This window comes from Mycobacterium sp. E3305 (assembly GCF_001666785.1).
GTDB lineage: Bacteria > Actinomycetota > Actinomycetes > Mycobacteriales > Mycobacteriaceae > Mycobacterium.
Window position 1 is genome coordinate 1 of record NZ_LZJA01000033.1, and the last position, 19371, is coordinate 19371.

At 70.5% G+C, this 19371-nt stretch carries 19 protein-coding genes; 13 read left to right on the forward strand and 6 right to left on the reverse strand.

The annotated features are described in order from the left end of the window. The 13 genes from A5701_RS03705 to A5701_RS03765 all read left to right on the forward strand — a co-directional run. The coding region (locus tag A5701_RS03705) for a DUF6084 family protein (RefSeq protein ID WP_067748651.1) at positions 1-504 on the forward strand (504 nt) is incomplete at its 5' end. Then, positions 501-1820 (forward strand): hypothetical protein, encoded by a 1320-nt coding sequence (locus tag A5701_RS03710; protein WP_067748655.1) that lies wholly within the window; start codon positions 501-503, stop codon positions 1818-1820. The genes A5701_RS03705 and A5701_RS03710, both read left to right, overlap by 4 nt. A gap of 145 nt (positions 1821-1965) precedes the next feature. After that, entirely contained in the window at positions 1966-2463 is a 498-nt protein-coding gene (locus tag A5701_RS03715) for a hydrogenase maturation protease (RefSeq protein ID WP_067748658.1), read from the forward strand. 3 nt (positions 2464-2466) lie between these two features. Beyond that, positions 2467-2733 carry a HypC/HybG/HupF family hydrogenase formation chaperone gene (locus A5701_RS03720; RefSeq protein ID WP_067748661.1) on the forward strand — a complete coding sequence of 89 codons (267 nt, stop codon included), beginning with the start codon at positions 2467-2469 and terminating at the stop codon, positions 2731-2733. Between the two features lies 1 nt (position 2734). Continuing rightward, entirely contained in the window at positions 2735-5068 is a 2334-nt protein-coding gene (gene hypF, locus A5701_RS03725) for a carbamoyltransferase HypF (RefSeq protein ID WP_067748663.1), read from the forward strand. Positions 5069-5071: 3 nt separating this feature from the next. Continuing rightward, complete coding sequence (locus tag A5701_RS03730) at positions 5072-5791, forward strand: HypC/HybG/HupF family hydrogenase formation chaperone (RefSeq protein ID WP_067748665.1); 720 nt, start codon at positions 5072-5074, stop codon at positions 5789-5791. Further along, the gene (locus A5701_RS03735; RefSeq protein WP_067748668.1) at positions 5788-6462 is read left to right on the forward strand and encodes an SIS domain-containing protein; all 675 of its coding nucleotides are present in this window, start codon (positions 5788-5790) and stop codon (positions 6460-6462) included. Before A5701_RS03730 ends, A5701_RS03735 begins: the two co-directional genes overlap by 4 nt. Beyond that, the gene (hypE, locus tag A5701_RS03740; RefSeq protein WP_067748671.1) at positions 6459-7571 is read left to right on the forward strand and encodes a hydrogenase expression/formation protein HypE; all 1113 of its coding nucleotides are present in this window, start codon (positions 6459-6461) and stop codon (positions 7569-7571) included. The genes A5701_RS03735 and hypE overlap by 4 nt, the downstream gene beginning before the upstream one ends. Before the next feature lie 67 nt (positions 7572-7638). Beyond that, a complete protein-coding gene (locus A5701_RS03745) occupies positions 7639-7911 on the forward strand; it encodes a HypC/HybG/HupF family hydrogenase formation chaperone (protein ID WP_067748673.1) in 273 nt (90 codons plus the stop codon). A 15-nt stretch (positions 7912-7926) separates the two neighbouring features. Next, positions 7927-9057: a hydrogenase formation protein HypD gene (gene hypD / locus A5701_RS03750; RefSeq protein WP_067748675.1), complete on the forward strand. Its 1131-nt coding sequence runs from the start codon at positions 7927-7929 to the stop codon at positions 9055-9057. Beyond that, positions 9054-9803, forward strand: a complete 750-nt coding sequence (locus A5701_RS03755; protein ID WP_255396784.1) for a DUF6390 family protein — start codon at positions 9054-9056, stop codon at positions 9801-9803. Before hypD ends, A5701_RS03755 begins: the two co-directional genes overlap by 4 nt. A 20-nt stretch (positions 9804-9823) precedes the next feature. Beyond that, positions 9824-10963 (forward strand): alkaline phosphatase family protein, encoded by a 1140-nt coding sequence (locus A5701_RS03760; protein WP_067748681.1) that lies wholly within the window; start codon positions 9824-9826, stop codon positions 10961-10963. 761 nt (positions 10964-11724) lie between these two features. Next, positions 11725-12615, forward strand: coding sequence for a PPE family protein (locus A5701_RS03765; RefSeq protein ID WP_067748684.1), 891 nt, complete (start codon positions 11725-11727; stop codon positions 12613-12615). 6 nt (positions 12616-12621) lie between these two features. Here A5701_RS03765 and A5701_RS03770 read toward each other — a convergent pair whose 3' ends face one another. From A5701_RS03770 to A5701_RS03795, 6 genes are all read right to left on the reverse strand, one after another. Continuing rightward, positions 12622-13383 (reverse strand): gamma-glutamyl-gamma-aminobutyrate hydrolase family protein, encoded by a 762-nt coding sequence (locus tag A5701_RS03770; protein WP_067748687.1) that lies wholly within the window; start codon positions 13381-13383, stop codon positions 12622-12624. 133 nt (positions 13384-13516) lie between these two features. Then, complete coding sequence (locus tag A5701_RS03775; protein WP_197499190.1) at positions 13517-14077, reverse strand: alpha/beta hydrolase; 561 nt, start codon at positions 14075-14077, stop codon at positions 13517-13519. Positions 14078-14197: 120 nt separating this feature from the next. Beyond that, entirely contained in the window at positions 14198-15709 is a 1512-nt protein-coding gene (locus A5701_RS03780; protein ID WP_067748693.1) for a cobyric acid synthase, read from the reverse strand. A 15-nt stretch (positions 15710-15724) separates the two neighbouring features. Continuing rightward, on the reverse strand, positions 15725-16582 hold the full coding sequence (gene map, locus A5701_RS03785; protein WP_067748696.1) for a type I methionyl aminopeptidase: 858 nt from the start codon (positions 16580-16582) through the stop codon (positions 15725-15727). Positions 16583-16707: 125 nt separating this feature from the next. After that, the gene (locus A5701_RS03790) at positions 16708-17307 is read right to left on the reverse strand and encodes a DUF1707 domain-containing protein (protein ID WP_067748699.1); all 600 of its coding nucleotides are present in this window, start codon (positions 17305-17307) and stop codon (positions 16708-16710) included. Between the two features lie 114 nt (positions 17308-17421). Then, positions 17422-19236 carry a penicillin-binding transpeptidase domain-containing protein gene (locus A5701_RS03795; RefSeq protein ID WP_067748705.1) on the reverse strand — a complete coding sequence of 605 codons (1815 nt, stop codon included), beginning with the start codon at positions 19234-19236 and terminating at the stop codon, positions 17422-17424. Positions 19237-19371: the final 135 nt, after the last annotated feature.

The following is a 19371-nucleotide window of genomic DNA, read 5'->3' on the forward strand; positions in this document are numbered from 1 at the left end:
ATCGAGCCGTTGCGGCGGTCCTACTCCGACGACGAGGCCGCGGGGCTGACCGACCTGTTCGGTCCGCGCGAACGCTGGGCGTGCACCCAGCGCACCTTCCTCTGGCAGCACTGCACCGCGATGGTGCCCGGGTTCACCGGCACCACGACGGCGGCGCTTCCCCTGGATTGCACCTACGACTTCGAGGTCGCCGCCGCCAAATACCTGCACGCGCTGCGCGACGGTGCGCTGCCGCTCCAATTCCTCTTCAGCGGAACGGTTTTCGTTAAGTCCGAACGCGGCTTCTCGGTCCAGCAGGTCCCGTGGGACTGCGAATACCGCTACGACATGCCGGTCACGGTCTGGCGGCAGCTGATGGCCCAGCACTATCCGAACGCCGGCTGGCTGCGGCTGAGTCACGAAACAATCAGCGCGCTGGCCGCCTACAAGTCCGCACGCGGGCTGCTCGACCTCGACCACGCGGTCACCTCACTGTTGGACGCGGACCGGGAGACGGCGCGGTGACCGAGGATCGGGACCGGGCCCGCGCCGTCGCCGACGCGGTCCTCTACGAGGGCTACCTGCTCTATCCCTACCGCGGGACGTCGACCAAGAACCAATCTCGCTGGCAATTCGGCGTCCTGGGACCGCCCGGGGCGGCGGACGCGGGCCTGGGCGAGGACGACAGCCTGGCCGCGCAGTTCCTGGTCGACGGGGCCGGGGAGCTGAACCTGGTGGTGCGATTCCTGCAGCTCCAACACCGCCGGGCCGAGCGGGAAGTCGCCCACGGCGAATACCAACCCGTCGACGAGCTGACGACCCCGGGTGGTGCGTGGCTCACCTGGGACGAGGCGGTCGAGTGCGAAAGGTCCTTCGGCCCTGTCGCCTTGGACGGGCAAACCTGGACACTGTCGGTGACGGCGGACGCGGGCACGGACGTCGAGACGCTTGATGGCGGGCGCCTGGTGCGCCAACGACGGGAGGTGCGTGGCGTGTTGACGGTCGCCAGCGAGGCGGACGGCGGCCTGTGCCGGGTATCCGTGCGGGTCCGCAACGTCGGCGCCGCCGCTGTGGACAAGAACGACGCGATCGCGCGGTCCATGATCGGCACGCACCTCATCGCCGAACTCGGGCGCGGGCAGTTCGTTTCGCTACTCGAGCCACCACCGGCGGCGGTCGACGCGGTGTCCCGGTGCGTTCAGCATCGCTGCTTCCCGGTGCTGTCCGGCCCGCCCGGCGCACACGACTCGCTGCTGATCTCGCCGATCATCCTCTACGACCACCCGGAGGTCGCCGAACAGAGCGATACCGCGCTGTATGACTGCACGGAGATCGACGAGATCCTCACCCTGCGCGTGATGACGATGACGGACGAGGAGAAGGCCCAGGCCCGGGCCACCGATCCGCGGGCGGCGCGGATCATCGATCAGTGCGAGGCCATGTCTCCCGAGGCGATGGCTCGCCTGCACGGTGTGTTGCGCGACCCGGTCCCGGGTCTCGTCCCGGAGGTTCCCGAGGGGGTCGATTGGTGGGACCCACTGGCCGACAACGCGGTTCGTCCCGAAATCGACGCGGTGTTGGTGAACGGGATCCGGGTGGCGCGCGGTAGCCAGGTTCGGTTGCGGCCGAGGCGAAACGCCGACGCGCAGGACATCTTCGTCGCCGGCAAGACGGCCCGCGTCACCTCCGTGCACTCCGACGTCGAGGGCAACAAGCACGTCGGCGTCGTCGTCGAGGACGACCCGGCCGCCGACCTGCACGACTGGTACGGCCGATACCTGTACTTCTCCCCCGACGAAATCGAGCCTGTGGAAGGTCAACGCAGCCCGGCAAACTCGTGAAAGGAGTTTTCAGATGGAGATCCTCGGTTGGATATTCGTCGCGATCATCGCTTTGGTGCTCGCGGCCGGATTGGTGCTTGGGGTGGTATCCCTGCCCGATGCTCGCCGGTACCTCAAGCTCAGGCGGATGTAACCGGCCCGGGGAATGACAGCGCGCATCCTGGTAGCCGGCATCGGCAACATCTTCCTGGGCGACGACGGCTTCGGGTCCGAAGTGATCCGCACCGCCGAGATCTCCCGGGACGATCCGAGTGTCCGCGTCACCGACTACGGCATCAGTGGCATGCACCTGGCCTACGACCTGCTCGAGGACTGGGACACGCTCGTCCTCGTCGACGCCGTGCCCAGCCGCGGCAACCCGGGCACGTTGCACGTCTTCCAGGCCGACCATGAATCGGATTCGGCCACAACCGGTTTCGACGGTCACAGCATGGATCCGGCCGCGGTGTTCGCCAGCCTGCGGGCGCTCGGCGGCAGTCCCCCGTACACGGTCGTCGTCGGGTGCGAGGCGGGCAGCGTCGAGGAAGGCATCGGCCTCACCGAACCGGTGGCCAGGGCGGTTCCCCGCGCCGCGCGCGCCGTCGAGGAGATCGTCGCGGCGCTGCAGTCACACCCGGTTGCCGCCGGCCGAGAGGACCGCTGAGCCATGTGTTTGGGGATCCCCGGCCAAGTTATCCGGATGCTGGACGGCTACGAGGGCCAGCTCGCGCTGGTCGACGTCACCGGCGAACAGCGCAAGGTCAACGTCGGCATGCTGCCGGAAGAGACGTTCGCGCCCGGCGACTGGATAATCATCCACATGGGCTTCGCCGTCGAGAAGACGGACCGCGAGGGCGCCGAGCAGGCGATGGCCGGCCTCGAGCTGATGGGCAGGGGCCGCACCGATCCGTTCGACCTTCCGGAGGACGGCTGAAATGACCGCGTCCCCCCTGCTGCTGCGGCACGACGACATTCGGCAGCGCTTCACCGTGACCGGTGTCGTGCAGGGGGTTGGCTTCCGGCCTTTCGTCCACCGCATCGCGACCGAGCTCGGCTTGTCCGGTTTCGTCGGGAACGATTCCGGCGCCGTCTTCGTCGAGGTGCAGGGCGAGCGGGCACGCCTGGCCGAATTCGGCCGGCGCCTGCGCGCAGAGGCGCCGCCGCTGGCCCGAATCAGCGACGTTACGGTCCGCGAGGTTGCCGCCGATGCCGGCTGCGGGCGGGGGTTCCGGATCGTGGCCAGCCGGGCCGCCCCCGGTGGAACGACTCCGATTCCGCCCGACGTCGCGGTGTGTGAGGACTGCGTAGCCGAGTTGTTCGACCCGCGCGACCGGCGCTACCGCCACCCGTTCGTCACCTGCACCAACTGCGGACCGCGATTCACCATCATCCGCGAGTTGCCCTACGACCGGCCGGCCACCACCATGGCGGGGTTCGCCATGTGTGAACGCTGCGCCGCCGAATACCACGACCCGGCGGATCGCCGGTTCCACGCGCAGCCCATCGCCTGCCCCGATTGCGGGCCGTCCCTGCGGTTCCGGTCGGCGGCGGGGCCCGTCGAAGGGGCGGACGCCGCGCTGGCGGCCGGCCAACGCGCGCTGGCCTCGGGCGCCGTGGTCGCCATCAAGGGCATCGGCGGCTACCACCTGGCCTGCGCCGCCGCCGACGACACGGCGGTCGCCGCGCTGCGCATACGAAAAGCTCGCGGCGCCAAGCCTTTTGCCGTGATGGTTCGCGACCTTGACGTCGCGCGCCGCTACGCCCACGTCGATGACACCGAGGCGGCGGTGCTGCTCGGCCCCGCCCGCCCGATCGTGTTGCTCAAGCGCCGGCCGGACGCCCCGGTCGCCGACGGGGTCGCCCCCGGTAGCCCATTGCTCGGCCTGATGCTGCCGTACTCCCCCCTGCATCACCTGCTCCTCGCACCCGTCCCGGGCGCCCCCGCGCCGGTGCCCGACGCACTCGTGCTCACCAGCGCCAACCGCTCCGACGAACCCATCTGCTTCACCGACGACGATGCGGCACAGCGCCTTCCGGCGCTCTGCGATGCGACCCTGGACCACGACCGCCCGATCCATGTCCCGTGCGACGACTCGGTGGTCCGTGTGGTCGACGGTCGCGAACTGCCGATCCGCCGCTCCCGTGGCTACGCGCCGCTGCCGGTCGACCTGAATATCCCCGGCCCGCCCGTGCTGGCCGTCGGCGGGGAATTGAAGAACACGTTCTGCCTCACCGACGGCCCGCGGGCGTACCTATCCGGGCACATCGGCGACATGGGCACCTGGGAGACGCTGCGCGCGTTCGAGCGGGCGGTGACCCAGCTCAGCGAAATACGCGGCGAGCCGGCGCGGTTGGCCGCCGATCTGCATCCCGGGTACCACACCCGAAGCTGGGCTGAGCGTCGCGCGGACGTCCGACCGCTGGACCTCGTTCAGCACCACCACGCGCACGTCGTGTCGCTGCTGGCCGAGCACCGACGCCTCGGCGAACCCGTCATCGGCGTCTCCTTCGACGGCACCGGCTACGGATGCGACGAGACCATCTGGGGCGGCGAAATTCTGCGGCTCGGCACCGACAGCCACCGATTCGTCCGGGCGGGCCACCTGCTGCCGGTCCCGCTGCCCGGCGGTGACACCGCGGTGCGCAACCCATGGCGGATGGCGCTGTCCCAATTGTGGTCCGCCGGCATCGGCTGGACCCCCGACCTGGCGCCCGTCGCCGCCGCGAATCGAGACGAATTACGCATCACCCGTTCACAATTGGAGACGGGAACCGGATGCGTGCCCTGTTCGAGCATGGGCCGCCTCTTCGACGCGGTCGCCTCGCTGCTCGGGGTGCGGCACCGCATCGACTACGAAGGCCAGGCCGCCATCGAGCTGGAGGCACTGGCGGAATCGGCGGACGCGCAGGACGGGCCGCCGCTGCCGCTCACCGTGCGCGCCGACGGGGTGATCGACCCCGCCCCCCTGGTGCGGGCGTTGGTGTCCGCGCTCGGCGCCGGCGCGCGACCCGCGCCGCTGGCCGCGGCGTTTCACCGGGCCGTCGCGGTCGCCGTCGCCGAGGCGGTCGCCCAGGTGGCCGGCACCACCCGGCTGGTGGGGCTTACCGGCGGGGTGTTCCAGAACGTGTTGTTGCTGAGAGCATGTCGAGAACGGTTGCGGCTGGCCGGGTTCGAGGTGCTGACCCACCACGCCGTGCCGCCGAACGACGGCGGACTCGCCCTGGGCCAGGCCGCGATCGCCATGCTGACCGCGCAGGAGGAGGGCTGACCCATGACCACCACGGCCATCGATCGCGGGCTGGGCGCCGAGTTGGCCGAAGACCTCGCCGCCACCGCCTTCACGCTGGCCAGGCGCTTCGCCGCCGGCGCCACCATGTGGTCCATCGCGCCGTCGTGGGAACCGCACGCGCTGCACATCGCGGTCGAATTCGTCCACCCGGTCATCATGGGCAAAAGAGCGCTGCCCGCGGTGGCGTTGACCGGGCCCGACCTCGTGGACCTGGTGCGGGTCTCGGTACGCCCCGGCGACATCGTGGTCGCGGTTGCCGGCGCCGACGAGGCGCAGGTCCGCTCCGTGATGCGGCGCGCACCCGCGTGGGGGGCCACGACGATCTGGATCGGCAGCGGCGAACGGCCCCCTGCGGGGATGGCCGACCACGTGCTGTGGCTCGACGACCCCGACCCGCGCGTGCCCGCGACCGGTGGCTTCGTGCTGTTCTACCACCTGCTGTGGGAGCTGACCCACGTATGTTTCGAACACCCCGGCCTGCTCAAACCCGAACACTCCGAGTCGGTTTGCGTCACGTGCAGCGACGAGGGACGCCCCGGCGAGGCGGTGACCGCGTCGGCCGACGGGCACGCCGTCGTGCGCACCGCGCGGGGCGTGGAGACCGTGGTGACCACGCTGATCGAGCCGGTCGAAGCCGGCGAGCTGATCCTCGTGCACGCGGGCATGGCGATCGGCAGACTGGAAGACGAGGAGGGCCGATGAGTCCCGCGGACGAACCCACCAACTTCCTGTACCCGTTCATCGACGCCCAGGAAGACGATCCCGCCTCCCTGCTGGCCGACCTGGCCGCGTCGGCGCAGGCCAAGGCCGCCGAGAGCCTGGCACTGCGGCGATCGACGCTGGAGGCCAACGCCGCACTGCTCGGTCAGGCGGCCGCCGAGCTGGCGCGCCGTTTCACCGCGGGCGGGCGGATGTTCACCTTCGGCAACGGCGGCAGCTGCACCGATTCCACCACGCTGGCAAGGCTGTTCGCCCGGCCCCCGGTCGGCAAGCCGTTACCCGCGTGGCCGCTGACCACCGACCAGGCCATCCTGACCGCGCTGGGCAACGACGTCGGATTCGAGTTGGTGTTCGCCCGGCAGTTGATCGCCCGCGCGACCGCCGGTGACATCGCGATCGCCATGTCGACCAGCGGCGGCTCGCCCAACCTGCTCGCCGCGCTGGCCGAAGCGCGTCAGCGCGGCCTGTACACCATCGGATTCGCCGGCTACGACGGCGGCGCCTTCGCGAACAACCCGGATGTGGACGCCTGCTTCATCGTCCGTTCGCAAAGCGTGCACCGGATCCAGGAATCGCAGGCGCTGCTGGGCTACCAGCTGTGGCTGAGCGTGCATCAACATCTCCGCGGCGAGCACGGTCTGGGGGCGGCATGAACAAGTCGGCGGGTGAATACCTTTCGTCGGGGCCACGCTTCGCCGAGGGCGAGGTGATCGAGCGGATCGAATCGTTCCGCAGGCGCCGCCCCCGCCTCCTCGACGACCACGTGACGCTCGCGCACGGCGCGGGCGGCAAGGCCTCCGCGGCGCTGGTGGACGCCGTGTTCATGGAGGCGTTTCGCAACCCGCTGCTGGAGTCACTCGGTGACAGCGCGGTCCTGACCCTGCCCGGCGGCGAGCGCGTGGCGATGTCCACGGACTCGTTCGTGGTGCAGCCCAGGCGCTTTCCCGGCGGCTCCATCGGCGCGCTCGCCGTGCACGGCACCTGCAACGACCTCGCGATGGCCGGCGCCGTGCCGTCGTGGATCTCGGCGGCGTTCGTGCTCGAAGAGGGTTTTCCCATCGCCGAGTTGAAGGAGATCGTCGCCGACATGGCGGCGGCGGCCGCCACGGCGGGCGTGCGAATCGTCACCGGCGACACCAAGGTGGTGCCGAAGGGCGCCGCCGACGGGGTGTTCGTCACCACCGCCGGGGCCGGTGTCATTCCCGCGGGGCGCGCGCTGTCTGCGGCGGCGGTGCGGCCCGGTGACAAGCTGCTGCTGTCGGGGTCGATGGGCGACCACGGCATGGCGGTCATGCTCGCGCGCGGCGACCTGGCCATCGAGGCCGACATCGCCTCCGACACCGCGTCGGTCAGCCCCCTGGTGGAGCTGCTGATGGCGGCCGCGCCGTCCACCCGGTGGATGCGCGACGCGACGCGGGGCGGGGTGGGCACCGTGTGCAACGAACTGGCCCAGGCCTGCGGCCTCGGCGTGCTGCTCGAAGAGGAGCGGCTTCCGGTGGCGCCCATGGTGAACGGCGCCTGCGAGCTGCTCGGTATCGACCCGCTGTACGTCGCCAACGAGGGCAAGTTCATCGCCGTCGTGGCGCCGCAGGAGGCGGACGCCGGGCTGGCCGCGCTGCGGTCGCACCCGCTGGGCACCGGCGCGGCCGAGGTCGGCGAAATCGTCGCCGAGCCAGCCGAAAGCGTGGTGCTGCGAACCGGATTCGGCGGCACGCGGATCGTCGACATGCTCGTCGGAGATCCCCTGCCGCGGATCTGTTGAGAGCGTGGCGATCGCAAGCGCGGCGGAGCCGGGCGCAGCGGGTCGCCACCAGAGAGGAGTACAAAAGATGTGCCTGGGCATTCCGGGTCGGATCGTCGAGATCACCGATCCCGCAAACTATTTGGCCAAGGTGGACGTGAGCGGGGTGCAGCGCACCATCAGCGTGCGGCTGCTGGAGGACGACATGCCCGAGCCCGACGACTGGGTACTGGTCCACGTCGGGTTCGCGATGGCCAAAATCGACGAGACCGAGGCATTGCTCACCCTCGCGGCCGTCCAGAAACTCGGCGACGCCTACGACACCGAGATTCAAGCCTTCGACTCGTCGTCGATCGTCTGAGAAGGAAGGACCGTCATGAAATTCGTTGACGAGTTCCGCGACCCGGCCGCGGCGCGAAAGCTGCTGGGCGCCATCGGGCGACTTGCCGGCACCGACGGTGCGCAGTTCAAGTTCATGGAGGTGTGCGGCGGTCACACGCACACCATCTACCGGCATGGCATCGAGCACCTGCTGCCCGAGAACGTCGAACTCGTGCATGGCCCCGGGTGCCCGGTCTGCGTGATCCCGATGGGCCGCATCGACGACGCGATGTGGCTGGCCGGCCAGCCCGACGTGATCTTCACCTGCTTCGGCGACATGATGCGCGTCCCCGGCTCCAACGGCAGCCTGCTGGACGCCAAGGCGCGCGGTGCCGACGTGCGGTTCGTCTACTCGCCGCTGGACGCGCTGAAGATCGCGCTCGACAACCCGGACAAGCATGTGGTGTTCTTCGCCATCGGTTTCGAGACGACCGCGCCGTCGACGGCCGTGACCCTGGTACGGGCGCGCGAACAGGGGCTGACCAATTTCAGCGTGTTCTGCAACCACGTGATGATCGTCCCGCCGATCAAGGCCATCCTGGAATCGCCGGACCTGCGACTGTCGGGGTTCATCGGCCCCGGGCACGTGTCGACGGTGGTGGGCAACCGGCCCTACCGATTCGTTCCCGAGGTGTACCGAAAGCCCCTGGTAGTGGCCGGTTTTGAGCCACTGGACATCCTGGCCGCGGTCGCGATGCTGCTGACCCAGATCCGCGAGGGCCGCTGCGAGGTGGAGAACCAGTACACACGCGTGGTGCCCGAACGCGGCAACCCGGCCGCTTTGGCGTTGATGGGCAAGGTTTTTGCGCTCCGTCCCCACTTCGAATGGCGCGGGCTGGGCTTCATCTCCCAGAGCGCGCTGCGGCTGCACGACGACTTCGCGGAATTCGACGCCGAGTTGCGATTCTCGATGCCGGGCGTGCGGGTCGCCGACCCCAAGGCATGCCAGTGCGGCGAGGTGCTCAAGGGCGTGCTGAAGCCGTGGGAATGCAAGGTGTTCGGGACCGCGTGCACCCCGGAGACCCCGATCGGCACGTGCATGGTGTCCCCCGAGGGGGCCTGCGCGGCCTACTACAACTTCGGCCGGATGCACCGTGACGCCGTCAAGCTGGTGGGGCGCGCTTGACCCGGGACGCCGGCGGTTCGCAAAGCGGCGTGGAGATGTTCGCCCGCTACGCCCACGCGCCCAACGCGCTGGGCTATTGCGGCCCCCCGCTGGGCGCCACCCTGCGCGACGGTTCCGAGGACGAGGTGCGCCGGGCGGCGGCCAGGTTCTCCGGGGCATGGCCATACCTGCGGGTGCTGTCGGCGCTGACCGGGATCGCCGACCCGCTGGACCACCGGCTCGTCGAGTCGTACTGGCTGGGCGGCGGCGTCGGGGCCGACCTGGACCCGCAGGGCTTCTTTGACGCGTTGCTCGCGATCATCGGCCCGCAGGCGGGCCGCTACTGGTCACACCTGACACCGGACCTCGCGGGCGAGGCCGCCGCCAATCACAGCTTTCACGTGTTCGGCGTGTACCCGTGGACGCGGTTTCTGGGCCGGGGCATGGACGAGCATCCGCTCAACGTGCTCGACAACTGCCGCATCACCTGGGGGACCGTGCTCAGCCGCGACCACGACCGGATCCAGGTGCGGTGCCGGCAACTGGTGCTCGACGGTGAGGCGCTCGCGCTGTCCGAACCGTCGCCCCGGACCTTCGACGTCTGGACGGACGGCTACAGCGCCGTGCCCGACGTGGCCCCCGGTGACGAGGTCGCGCTGCACTGGGGGCGGCTGTGCGGCCGGCTCTCCCCGCGGCAGGCCCGTTCCCTCGCCGACGCGACCGATCGGCAGCTGCGCGTGACAAGCCGGCGACTGGCGCACGTCTAATTTCGTGCCAGACTGGCCCGGTGCCCGGTTCCCTCTGCGACGTGCTGCCCGCCGCCGCCGCGCTGCTCGGCGCGCCGGGCGCCGTCGACAAGCTGGGCCTGTCCGATTGGGCCGGCTCCGAACAGATCGATCGCGTCGCGGTCGTGCTGGTCGACGGGCTGGGCTGGCACCTGCTCGGCGAGCTGGCCGGCAGCGCGCCGCTGCTCGCCGCCGTGGCGGCGGGCCAGCTGGGCCGCCTCACGGAGCTGACCTGCACCTTTCCGTCGACCACCCCGACCAGCCTGGTGTCGATGGGCACCGGGGCGCAACCGGGTGAGCATGGGATCCTGGGCTTCACGCTCAACGTCCCCGGCTCGGATCGCGTGATCAACCACATCCTGTGGCGCGACGACCCACCGCACACCGAGTGGCAGCCGTTACCGACCTGGTTCGGGCGGCTCAACCGGGCCGGCATCAGCGCGCGGGCTGTGTTGCCGGCCGCGTTCATGGGTAGCGGGCTGACCGACGCGGCGTACCGGGGCGCCGAATTCCGCCCCATCCAGCCGGGCGACGACAACGCGCAGCGGGTCGTCGACGAGCTGCGTGCGGGACCCGGCCTGGTCTACGGCTACACCGCCGCCCTGGACACCGCCGCGCATGCCTTCGGCGTCGGATCGTCCCAATGGCACGACGCGGCCGTCCAGGTCGACACGCTGCTGACCCGGCTGGTCGACGCGCTCCCCCCGACCGCGGCGCTACTGGTGACCGCCGACCACGGCGGATTCAACGTTCCACCCGGCGCCCGGGTCGACCTCGACACCGACCCACGGCTGGGCGCGGGGATCCGCGTGGTCGCCGGCGAGCCGCGGGTGCGTTACCTGCACACCGAGCCCGGGGCGGCGGCGGACGTGCAGGCGGCCTGGAGCGCAGTACTCGACGGCAGGGCGGACATCTACAGCCGCGAGCAGGCCGTGGCCGCCGGGATGTTCGGTCCGGTCAACCCGGCCCACCTGGCACGAATCGGCGATGTCGTCGCCGTCTGCACCGGCGATGCCGCCGTGCTGGCAACGGGCCACGAGCCGCCGGAATCGGCCCGCCTCATAGGATTTCACGGTGCGGCGACACCCGCCGAGATAGCCATCCCGCTCATCGCCTTCAAATCCCCTGCCGCCGACCGCTAGTCGCTGCCACCGTCAGCCGCCCGCCGAGCGCGGCACCGCGATTGCCCGATGGGCCAGTGGCCAATATCACCCCGGCGCCGCAAGGTCGGGCGATCGTGAAACCCACACCGGACTTTGATCGTTTTCACAGCTCGCACGCCTTGGCCGCCAAGCCTCGTGTTGTAAATTCGGGCCACTGTGGCAGTCGGAGGCGCACCTAGAGACCGGCGATGGCGGTCAGCCATCGCCATCGTTGCGGCGCTTTGCGTGTTCTGCGCCGTGACCTCGGGCTGGGCATCGCGCGGGGCCGCGGTCGCCGGCGTCGGGTCGCCGCACCCGGGTGTGTCCCACGAAGCCGCGCGCCCCGGGGTCGGCCAGGCACTCGGGCGTGCGGGCGACATAAGCCTTGCGGCACAACGCTTTTCAACCGGCTCAGCGCCGATGCATCACAGCACCACCAAGAACGCATGGATGACGCGGGATCGGCCGCCGACGTGGGCCCGCTCGTCACCACCGTCGGTGGGGTCGCCGTTACCGGCCTCGTTCGCGGCCGCGGTGTTTCGGCTACCGCGCCCGCCGTCGCGTGCTCCCGCGGCACCACCACTTCACCGGGATCTGTTGACGCAGCTCTGCGTCGCTCGTTGCTGAGCGCTCGACAAGCCGCGGCAGCCGCCGTCGTTGCACTGCCGCCGTTGCAAGTAGGCCTGTAACCCCCGTGCCTACGTCCCAACAGAAGAGTCCAATTTCCGGGCTTAGAGCGCCGTCGTTAGGCAGAGATAGCAATGAACTTCACCACGCTTCCGCCGGAAATCGTTTCCGGCCAACTCCATGACGGCCCCGGCTCAGGGCCGATGACCGAAGCCGCGGCCGCCTGGGCCCGGCTGGCCGTTCGGCTGCACACCGCGGTCGCGGATTACCGGGCGGTGACCGCGAAGCTGGTGGCCGGCTGGGATGGGCCAGCACCCGCGCCGGGAGGCGCGTTCCCCTACGTCGAATGGCTCGACGCCACGGCGATACGGGCCGAGCAGACGGCCACCCAGGCCGCCGCGGCCGCGAGCGCGCACGAGACGGCGCTGGCGGCGACGGTGCCGCCGCCGACGATCGGCGCCAACCGCGTGCTGCGCAGGTCGCTGATCCTGGCGAACCCCCTGGGGCTGGCCGGTCCCGCGATCGCCGACACCGAGGCCGAATACGAACGGATGTGGGCCCAGGACACCGCGGCCATGTACGCCTACGCCGAGGCCTCGGCCGATGCCGCGGCCATCACCCCGTTCACCTTGCCGCCCGGCGGCCCAGCCCAAGGCACGTGGGCGCTGGAGTCGGCGCCGGAGGTCGTCGCCACGGGCCGGCAGCTGATCTCCGCCGCACCCGGCGCGCTGCGGACGCTGTCCTCGTCCCCGCTGGCCACGTTCGACGTCTCCCTCGCGTCGGTGACCTCTCCCCTGTCGAAACTGAGCTCCCTGACGGCGCCGTCGGGGGTCGCGATCGCCCACCTGAATTCGCTCAACAAGGCGGCGGCCCTGCAATGCCTGCTGCCCAATCGGGGTGCGGCGGCCGACGCGACGATCACCGTGGCGGTCGGCCGCGCGACGCCGGTCGGCGGGTTGTCGGTACCACAGGCGTGGGCGGCGGCCACGGCGCCGCTGGCGGTCTGCCGGGGAACGGTCGCGTAGCCGCGCTCAGCTCGCGCGCGTCGCATACGACCGCGCGGCGTCCACGATCGCGGCGAAGAGGCGCATGTCGTCCAGGGACTGTTCCGGATGCCATTGCACCGCAAGGACAAAGCTGTCCCCGGGCAGCTCCAGCGCCTCGACCACACCGTCGGGGTCCCAGGCGCTGACCACGAGACCCTCGCCGACTTGGTCGATCGCCTGGTGGTGATAGCACTGCGCGGTGGTGGACTCCCCCACCAGGGCGGCCAGCCGGCTGCCCGCGACCGTGCGCACCGGCAATTTGGTGAACACCCCGTTGCCCGCCCGGTGCCCGTCGTGTCCGAGCACGTCGGGCAGGTGTTGATGCAGGGTGCCGCCGAGCGCCACGTTGAGCACCTGCGCGCCACGACAGATGCCCAGCACCGGCAAACCCCGGTCCAACGCGCCGCGCAGCAACGCGAACTCCCAGGCGTCACGGTCCACGCGCGGCCGATCGGTGCTCGGATGCGGGCGCTGGCCGTACCCGGCGGGGTCCAAGTCGTAGCCCCCGGTGATCACGAGCGCGTGCAGGCCGTCCAAGACCGAGCCGACTGTCTGCGGTTCCGCCCGTTGGGGTGGCAGCAACACCGCGGCCCCGCCGGCCATGACGACGCCCTGGAAGTAATCAGCCGGCAGGTAGCCCGCGGGCATCTCCCAGATGCCGGTCCGGACCCGCTCCAGGTATGAGGTCAGGCCCACCACCGGGCGCCCACGGGCGTTCACAACCGAGCGTCCTTTCCCCGATTTCATGTCGAGCGACCGCTCAGCGCGGGCGCTCCGGGCTCCGTTCGACACGGTACCGCCCCGCACCGACCGGCGCCGCCCGCGCGCGGAGGACCGGGCAAAGCGCTTGTGCGAGTGGATCTTCGGCGTGAAGGGGTGGCTACCAGGTACTGGTGCGCAACACGATCTCGGCGGCCAACTGTGCCGTCGACTCCTGCACCGTGCGCCGCCCCAGGTGCACCACACGGTATTCCGCGTAGACGTACTGCTGGCTGGCGCGGGCCACCGCGCGCGCCGCCGGGGAGCTGACCAGCACGGTGGTGCCGATCTCCACCGGCGGGCAGTGGTCGTCGCGAACCACGCCGTCGCGGTCGGCGGCCCGCGGGTGCCCACGGTCGATAACGACCAGTCCGACGAACCGGCCCAGCTTCGTCGCCGCCAATTCCCAGGCCAGGTCGCCGCCGGCGCGGTCGCCCACCACGACGGCCCAGCCGATTCCCAGCGCGTCGAGGATGCCGATCACCGATTTGGGGGTCAGGCGCGGGTCGAGGCCGATGACGACGGTCCGAAGCGATGCCGTGTGCAGACGCTCGCAGACCGCGTCATACGCGGCGGGAACTCGTTCCTCGTCCCCCAGGATGGCCACCACGACGCCCTGCTCGGGACCAGCCACCGCTACCGGGACGGGGAACCCGTCGAGCGTGGTCATCATGGAGGGCATTCACGCACGCTACAGCGGATCGGCCTGCGCGCGCGAGGATTTGTCGAATTCCGTGCGCGCCCAACGGGTTTTGCGTCGCCGTAAATTCGATTGCCGTGTGCGCACATGCGCGTGAATGCCCTACGGCCGCAACCGAGTTGCGATATGCGGTCGTCGTGGCGGCACACCGTCGAGCAGGCCCAGAACCGCGTCGACGTCGAGATGGGCGGCCAGCAAATCGGCGATTGTGTCCAGCTGAGCGTCGCGTCGCGCGGAGACGTCGGTGTGGGCGACGACGAACCCGCCACGGCCCGCCGCGGCCGCGACGCGGGTAAGCCACGCGCGTCGGAAGTCGTCGTTGTCGAGCAGCCCGTGCCAGTGGGTGCCGAAGACCGCGCCCCGCGCGAGGCCGTGTGGTTCGCAGTCGCGCCCGCCCTCCGCGCCGAACCAGCTCTCCTCGGCGCAACGCGAGACGCGGCCGTGGTGGATTTCGTAGCCGGCGAGGGGCTGCGGCCAGCGACGCAGAACCTTGGCCTCGCCGAAGACGATGTCCGCGTTCAACAGGCCCAGCCCGGCGACCTCGCGCGCCCCCGATTCCACGGTGTCGTCGATGCGCCGGCACAGCATTTGGAAACCCCCGCAGATGCCCAGCACCGGCTTGCCGGTCGCGGCGTGCGCGGTGACCGCGTCGGCCAGCCCGAGCTCGCGCAGCCAGGCCAAATCGGCGACGGTGGATTTGCTCCCGGGCAGCACGATCAGGTCGGTGTCGGCCAGGTCGGCGGGATCGGTAGTCCAGCGCACCATGACGCCCGGTTCGCAGGCCAGCGCCTCGACGTCGGTGGAGTTGGAGATCCGGGGCAGCCGGATCGCGGCCACCCGCAGCCACTCGCGCCCGCGCGGCGGCGCGGGGCTGCCGACGACGCGGTGCGCGACCACCGATAAGGAGTCCTCGGCGTCCAGCCAGAGCTCGTCGGTGTACGGCAACACCCCGTAGGTCGGGCGCCCGGTCATCGCCCGCAGCTGGCGCAGCCCGGGTTCCAGCAGAGCGGGGTCACCGCGGAACTTGTTGACCACGAAGCCCGCGATCAGCGCCTGGTCGTCGGGATCGAGCACGGCGACCGTCCCGAAGAGGTGGGCCAGCAGCCCGCCGCGGTCGATGTCACCGACCAGGATCACCGGCAGGTCCGCCGCCCTGGCCAGGCCCATGTTGGCCAGATCCGTGGCGCGCAAATTGATTTCGGCCGGCGAGCCGGCGCCTTCGCAGATGACGGCGTCGAACTCGGCACGCAGGGCGGACAATTCGTCTGCGACGATCCCCGCGAGGCGGTCGCGATGCTTCACATAGCTTGCCGCCGTGACCGAATCGGCGACCTGGCCCCGGATCACCAGCTGCGACGTCCGATCGCTGCCCGGTTTGAGCAGGATGGGATTGAACCGCACGCTGGGCTCCAGCCCCGCCGCCCGCGCCTGCAGCGCCTGCGCCCGGCCGATCTCGCCACCTTCGACGGTGACCACGGAGTTGTTGGACATGTTCTGCGCCTTGAACGGCGCCACCCGAACGCCGCGGCGTGCCAGCAACCGGCACAGGCCCGCCGCCACCACCGATTTCCCGGCGTCGGAGCTGGTGCCGGCGACCAGCAGCGCCCCGTTCAAGGGTTCACGGCTTCCTCAAACGGAGGTGAGGATTTCGACGCCGGTGTCGGTCACCAGGAGGGTGTGCTCGAACTGCGCGGTCCACTTGCGGTCCTTGGTGACCACGGTCCAGCCGTCGTCCCAGATCTCGTAGTCCAGGCTTCCGAGGTTGATCATCGGTTCGATGGTGAACGTCATGCCAGGCTGCATGATCGTCGCCACCGACGGCTGGTCGTAGTGCAGCACCACCAGGCCGTTGTGAAACGTGGTGCCGATGCCGTGGCCGGTGAAGTCGCGAACCACGTTGTAGCCGAACCGATTCGCGTAGGCCTCGATGACGCGGCCGACGACCGAGAGCGCCCGTCCCGGCTTGACGGCATTGATCGCGCGCATCGTCGCCTCCCGGGTGCGCTCCACGAGCAGCCGGTGCTCCTCGGACACGTCGCCGGCGAGGAACGTCGCGTTGGTGTCGCCGTGCACCCCGTCGATGTAGGCCGTGACGTCGATGTTGACGATGTCCCCGTCGGCGATCACCGTCGAGTCGGGGATGCCGTGGCAGATGACCTCGTTGAGCGACGTGCAGCACGACTTCGGGAAGCCCTTGTAGCCCAGGGTCGATGGATAGGCGCCGTGGTCGATCATGTACTCGTGGGCGATCCGGTCCAGTTCGTCGGTCGTCACCCCTGGCGCCACGGCCTTGCCCGCCTCCTGCAGCGCGCCGGCCGCGATCCTGCCGGCGACGCGCATCTTCTCGATCACCTCCGGCGTCTGCACCCACGGCTCGCTGCCCTCGCGCACGCTGGATTTCCAGGCGTACTCCGGGCGCGGGATGCGGACGGGCACCGGCAGAGTCGGGGACAACTCTCCCGGGGAAAGCGCGGTGCGAGCAGGCATGGGGCCAGCTTAGCGACGCTCACTCCGCGGCGCCGTCGGTGCGGGTGCGTCGGCGCCGTTGCGTGTGCATCCTCGGCGTCGAGGCGCGCACCGAGGGCGGCGACACGCCAACCTCCCGGGCCGAGTCATGCGCGACGCAAACCGTCCAGCCGGCCGCGGATCAGCGAACGCCGCGGTCCCCGGATGGTCACCGAGCCGCACACCACCCGCCCGGTCAGGATCACATGCGGCCTTCCCTCGCCGGGGGCGTCCCTGCGGCGGTCGCGGGCGCTGCCCACATAGACCTGGACGTCGTCGATCGACGCGCTCGCCCCGTCGGGCAGCCGGATGTCCACCGAGCCGCCCCTCATGTCGAGTTCGATCACCACCACCGGGCCCGCGAACCGCGCCTTGGTGAGGTCGAGTTCGATCGAGCCCAGCCGGCGGACGAGGGCCAGGCGGGTGGGCACCGTCCACTCGCCGTGGCGTTTCAGCGAGCCGGCCCAGCCGCGCAGCTCCACCCGGTCGGCGGCGGAGGTGACGATGGCGCCCGGCCCGGGCAGGTCGCCGACCAGCCCGTCCAGCTCGCCCCGGGTCCGGGCATACGACACCTGGGACGAGCGCTGCTCGAACTCGTCGATGTCGATCAGCCCAAGCGCGACGGCGTTGTGCAGTCGCCGCATGGTGCCGTTGCGGTCGGCGTCGGAGACCCGCAATGCCACCATATCGCCGCCGGGATCCGTCATGTTCGCAATTTACCGCCCCCGGGACCGTCGCGAGCGTGCGTGTTTGTACGACGACACGCCGCTGCGGGCGGCATTCTGCGCACCCTCGCCCAGCAGGGGCTACCGGGCTGGGCGCTAGGCCAGGAAGTCGGGCGGCAGCGACTCGAACATCACCTTCGTCATCCGGACCGCGTATTCCGAGCTGCCGCCCCCGACGATCAGCGACGCGAACGCCAGGTCGCCGCGGTACCCGGCGAACCAGGAGTGCGATCCGCCCGGGAATTCGGCCTCACCGGTCTTCCCGTAGACGGCCCCGCAGCCGGCGATCTCCTTCGCGGTGCCATTGGTCACCACCAGCCGCATCATCGGCCGCAGGGCGTCCACCATCTTCGGGCTGATCGGGGTGGTGTCGCCCTGCACCGCGGTCGGTCGGCCCGCGATGAGCTGCGGCGTCGGCGTCTTGCCTGCCGCGACGGTGGCCGCCACGAGGGCCATGCCGAACGGGCTGGCCAGCACCTTGCCCTGGCCGAAACCGTCTTCGGTGCGCTCGGCGAGGTCGACTGTCGGGGGCACCGACCCGGTCACCGTAGTGATGCCGTCCACCTGATAGTCCAGCCCGATGCCGTACCGGCTGGCCGCCTGCGTCAGGCCCCGGGGCGGCATCTTGCTGCTGAGCTCGGCGAAGGTGGTGTTGCAGGAACTGGCGAACGCCCGCGACATCGGCACCACGCCGAGGTCGAAGCCGCCGTAGTTGGGGATGGTGCGGTGCCCGATGTCGAGGTGGCCCGGGCAGCCCAGCATGGTGTTGGGGGTGGCCATGTCGCGGTCGACGGCGGCGCCAGCGGTGACCATCTTGAACGTCGAACCCGGTGGGAACAGGCCGGTGGTGGCCACCAGGCCGTCGGCGTCGGCCCCGCCGTTCTGCGCGATCGCCAGGATCTCCCCGGTCGACGGCTTGATCACGACCATCATCGCCTTGCCGCCGCGGGTGTCCACCGCGCGCTGCGCGGCGTTCTGCACCACCCGGTCCAGCGTGATCGAGATCGACGGCGCCGGCGAACCCGCCACCTCGTGCAGCACCTCGACTTCGACGCCGTTCTGGTTGACGCTGACCACCCGCCAGCCCGCCTCGCCGTCGAGCTGGTCGACCACGGCCTTCTTCACCTCGGCCATGACCGCCGGGGCGAAATGCGGGTCGGTGGGCAGGATCTCGGGCTGAGGCGTGACGACGACGCCGGGCAGCCGGCCGATGGCCGGGAAGACCTTGTCGTTGTCGTCGGGGTGCAACGTCACCAGGTCCACCGGCTGAGTCGCCGAGCTGGCCTGCTCGGCGAGCAACTGCGGGTCGGCCAGCGTGCCGTTGAACGGGCGCAGGACGTCCACGATCGCGTGCGCCGTGCCGATCAGGGCGGCTCCGGATCCGGCCTGGGTGGCGTCCAGCGTGTAGTGGTACAGGTAGCCGGGCACCAGCACGTCGGTGCCGCCGAGCTCGTTGACCGAGGCGCGCCGCGGCGCGTCGGCGCGCAAGGCGAACGTCTGGTGCTCGCCAAGTTTGGGGTGCAGGCCGGTGGTGGTCCACCGGACCTCCCAGCGGCCTTCGTCGCGCGCCATCTTCAGCTGGCCGTCATAGGTCCAGGTCCGGTTCTTGGGCAGGTGCCAGGTGAAGCGGTAGCCGACCGTGCCGGTGTCCTCGGCGTACTTGGCGTTGAGGATCTGCGTGTCGAGGTGGCTCGCCTGCAGCCCCGCCCACGCGGCGTTGAGCGCTTCGCGGGCCTCGTTGGGGTTGTCGCTGAGTTGGGCGGCCGTGGCGGTGTCGCCGATCGCCAGGGCGGCGAAGAACTTTTCGGCCGCCGGGCCGGGGCCGTCGGGTCGCGGGGTGCACCCGGACGTCGCGACGGCCGCGACGAGCAACCCGGCCGCCACGATTACCAGTGGGGTTTTTGTGACCATTGGTACAGATGTTATGAAGCTCGGCTGCGGCACCGGGGTCGACACACCGAGATCGGACCGTGATGTAACGCGGGCGTTCCGCCGAGTGCGCGGCGACCGCCCAGCGCCCGGGACCCCGGGCGTTCGGCGGCAAGC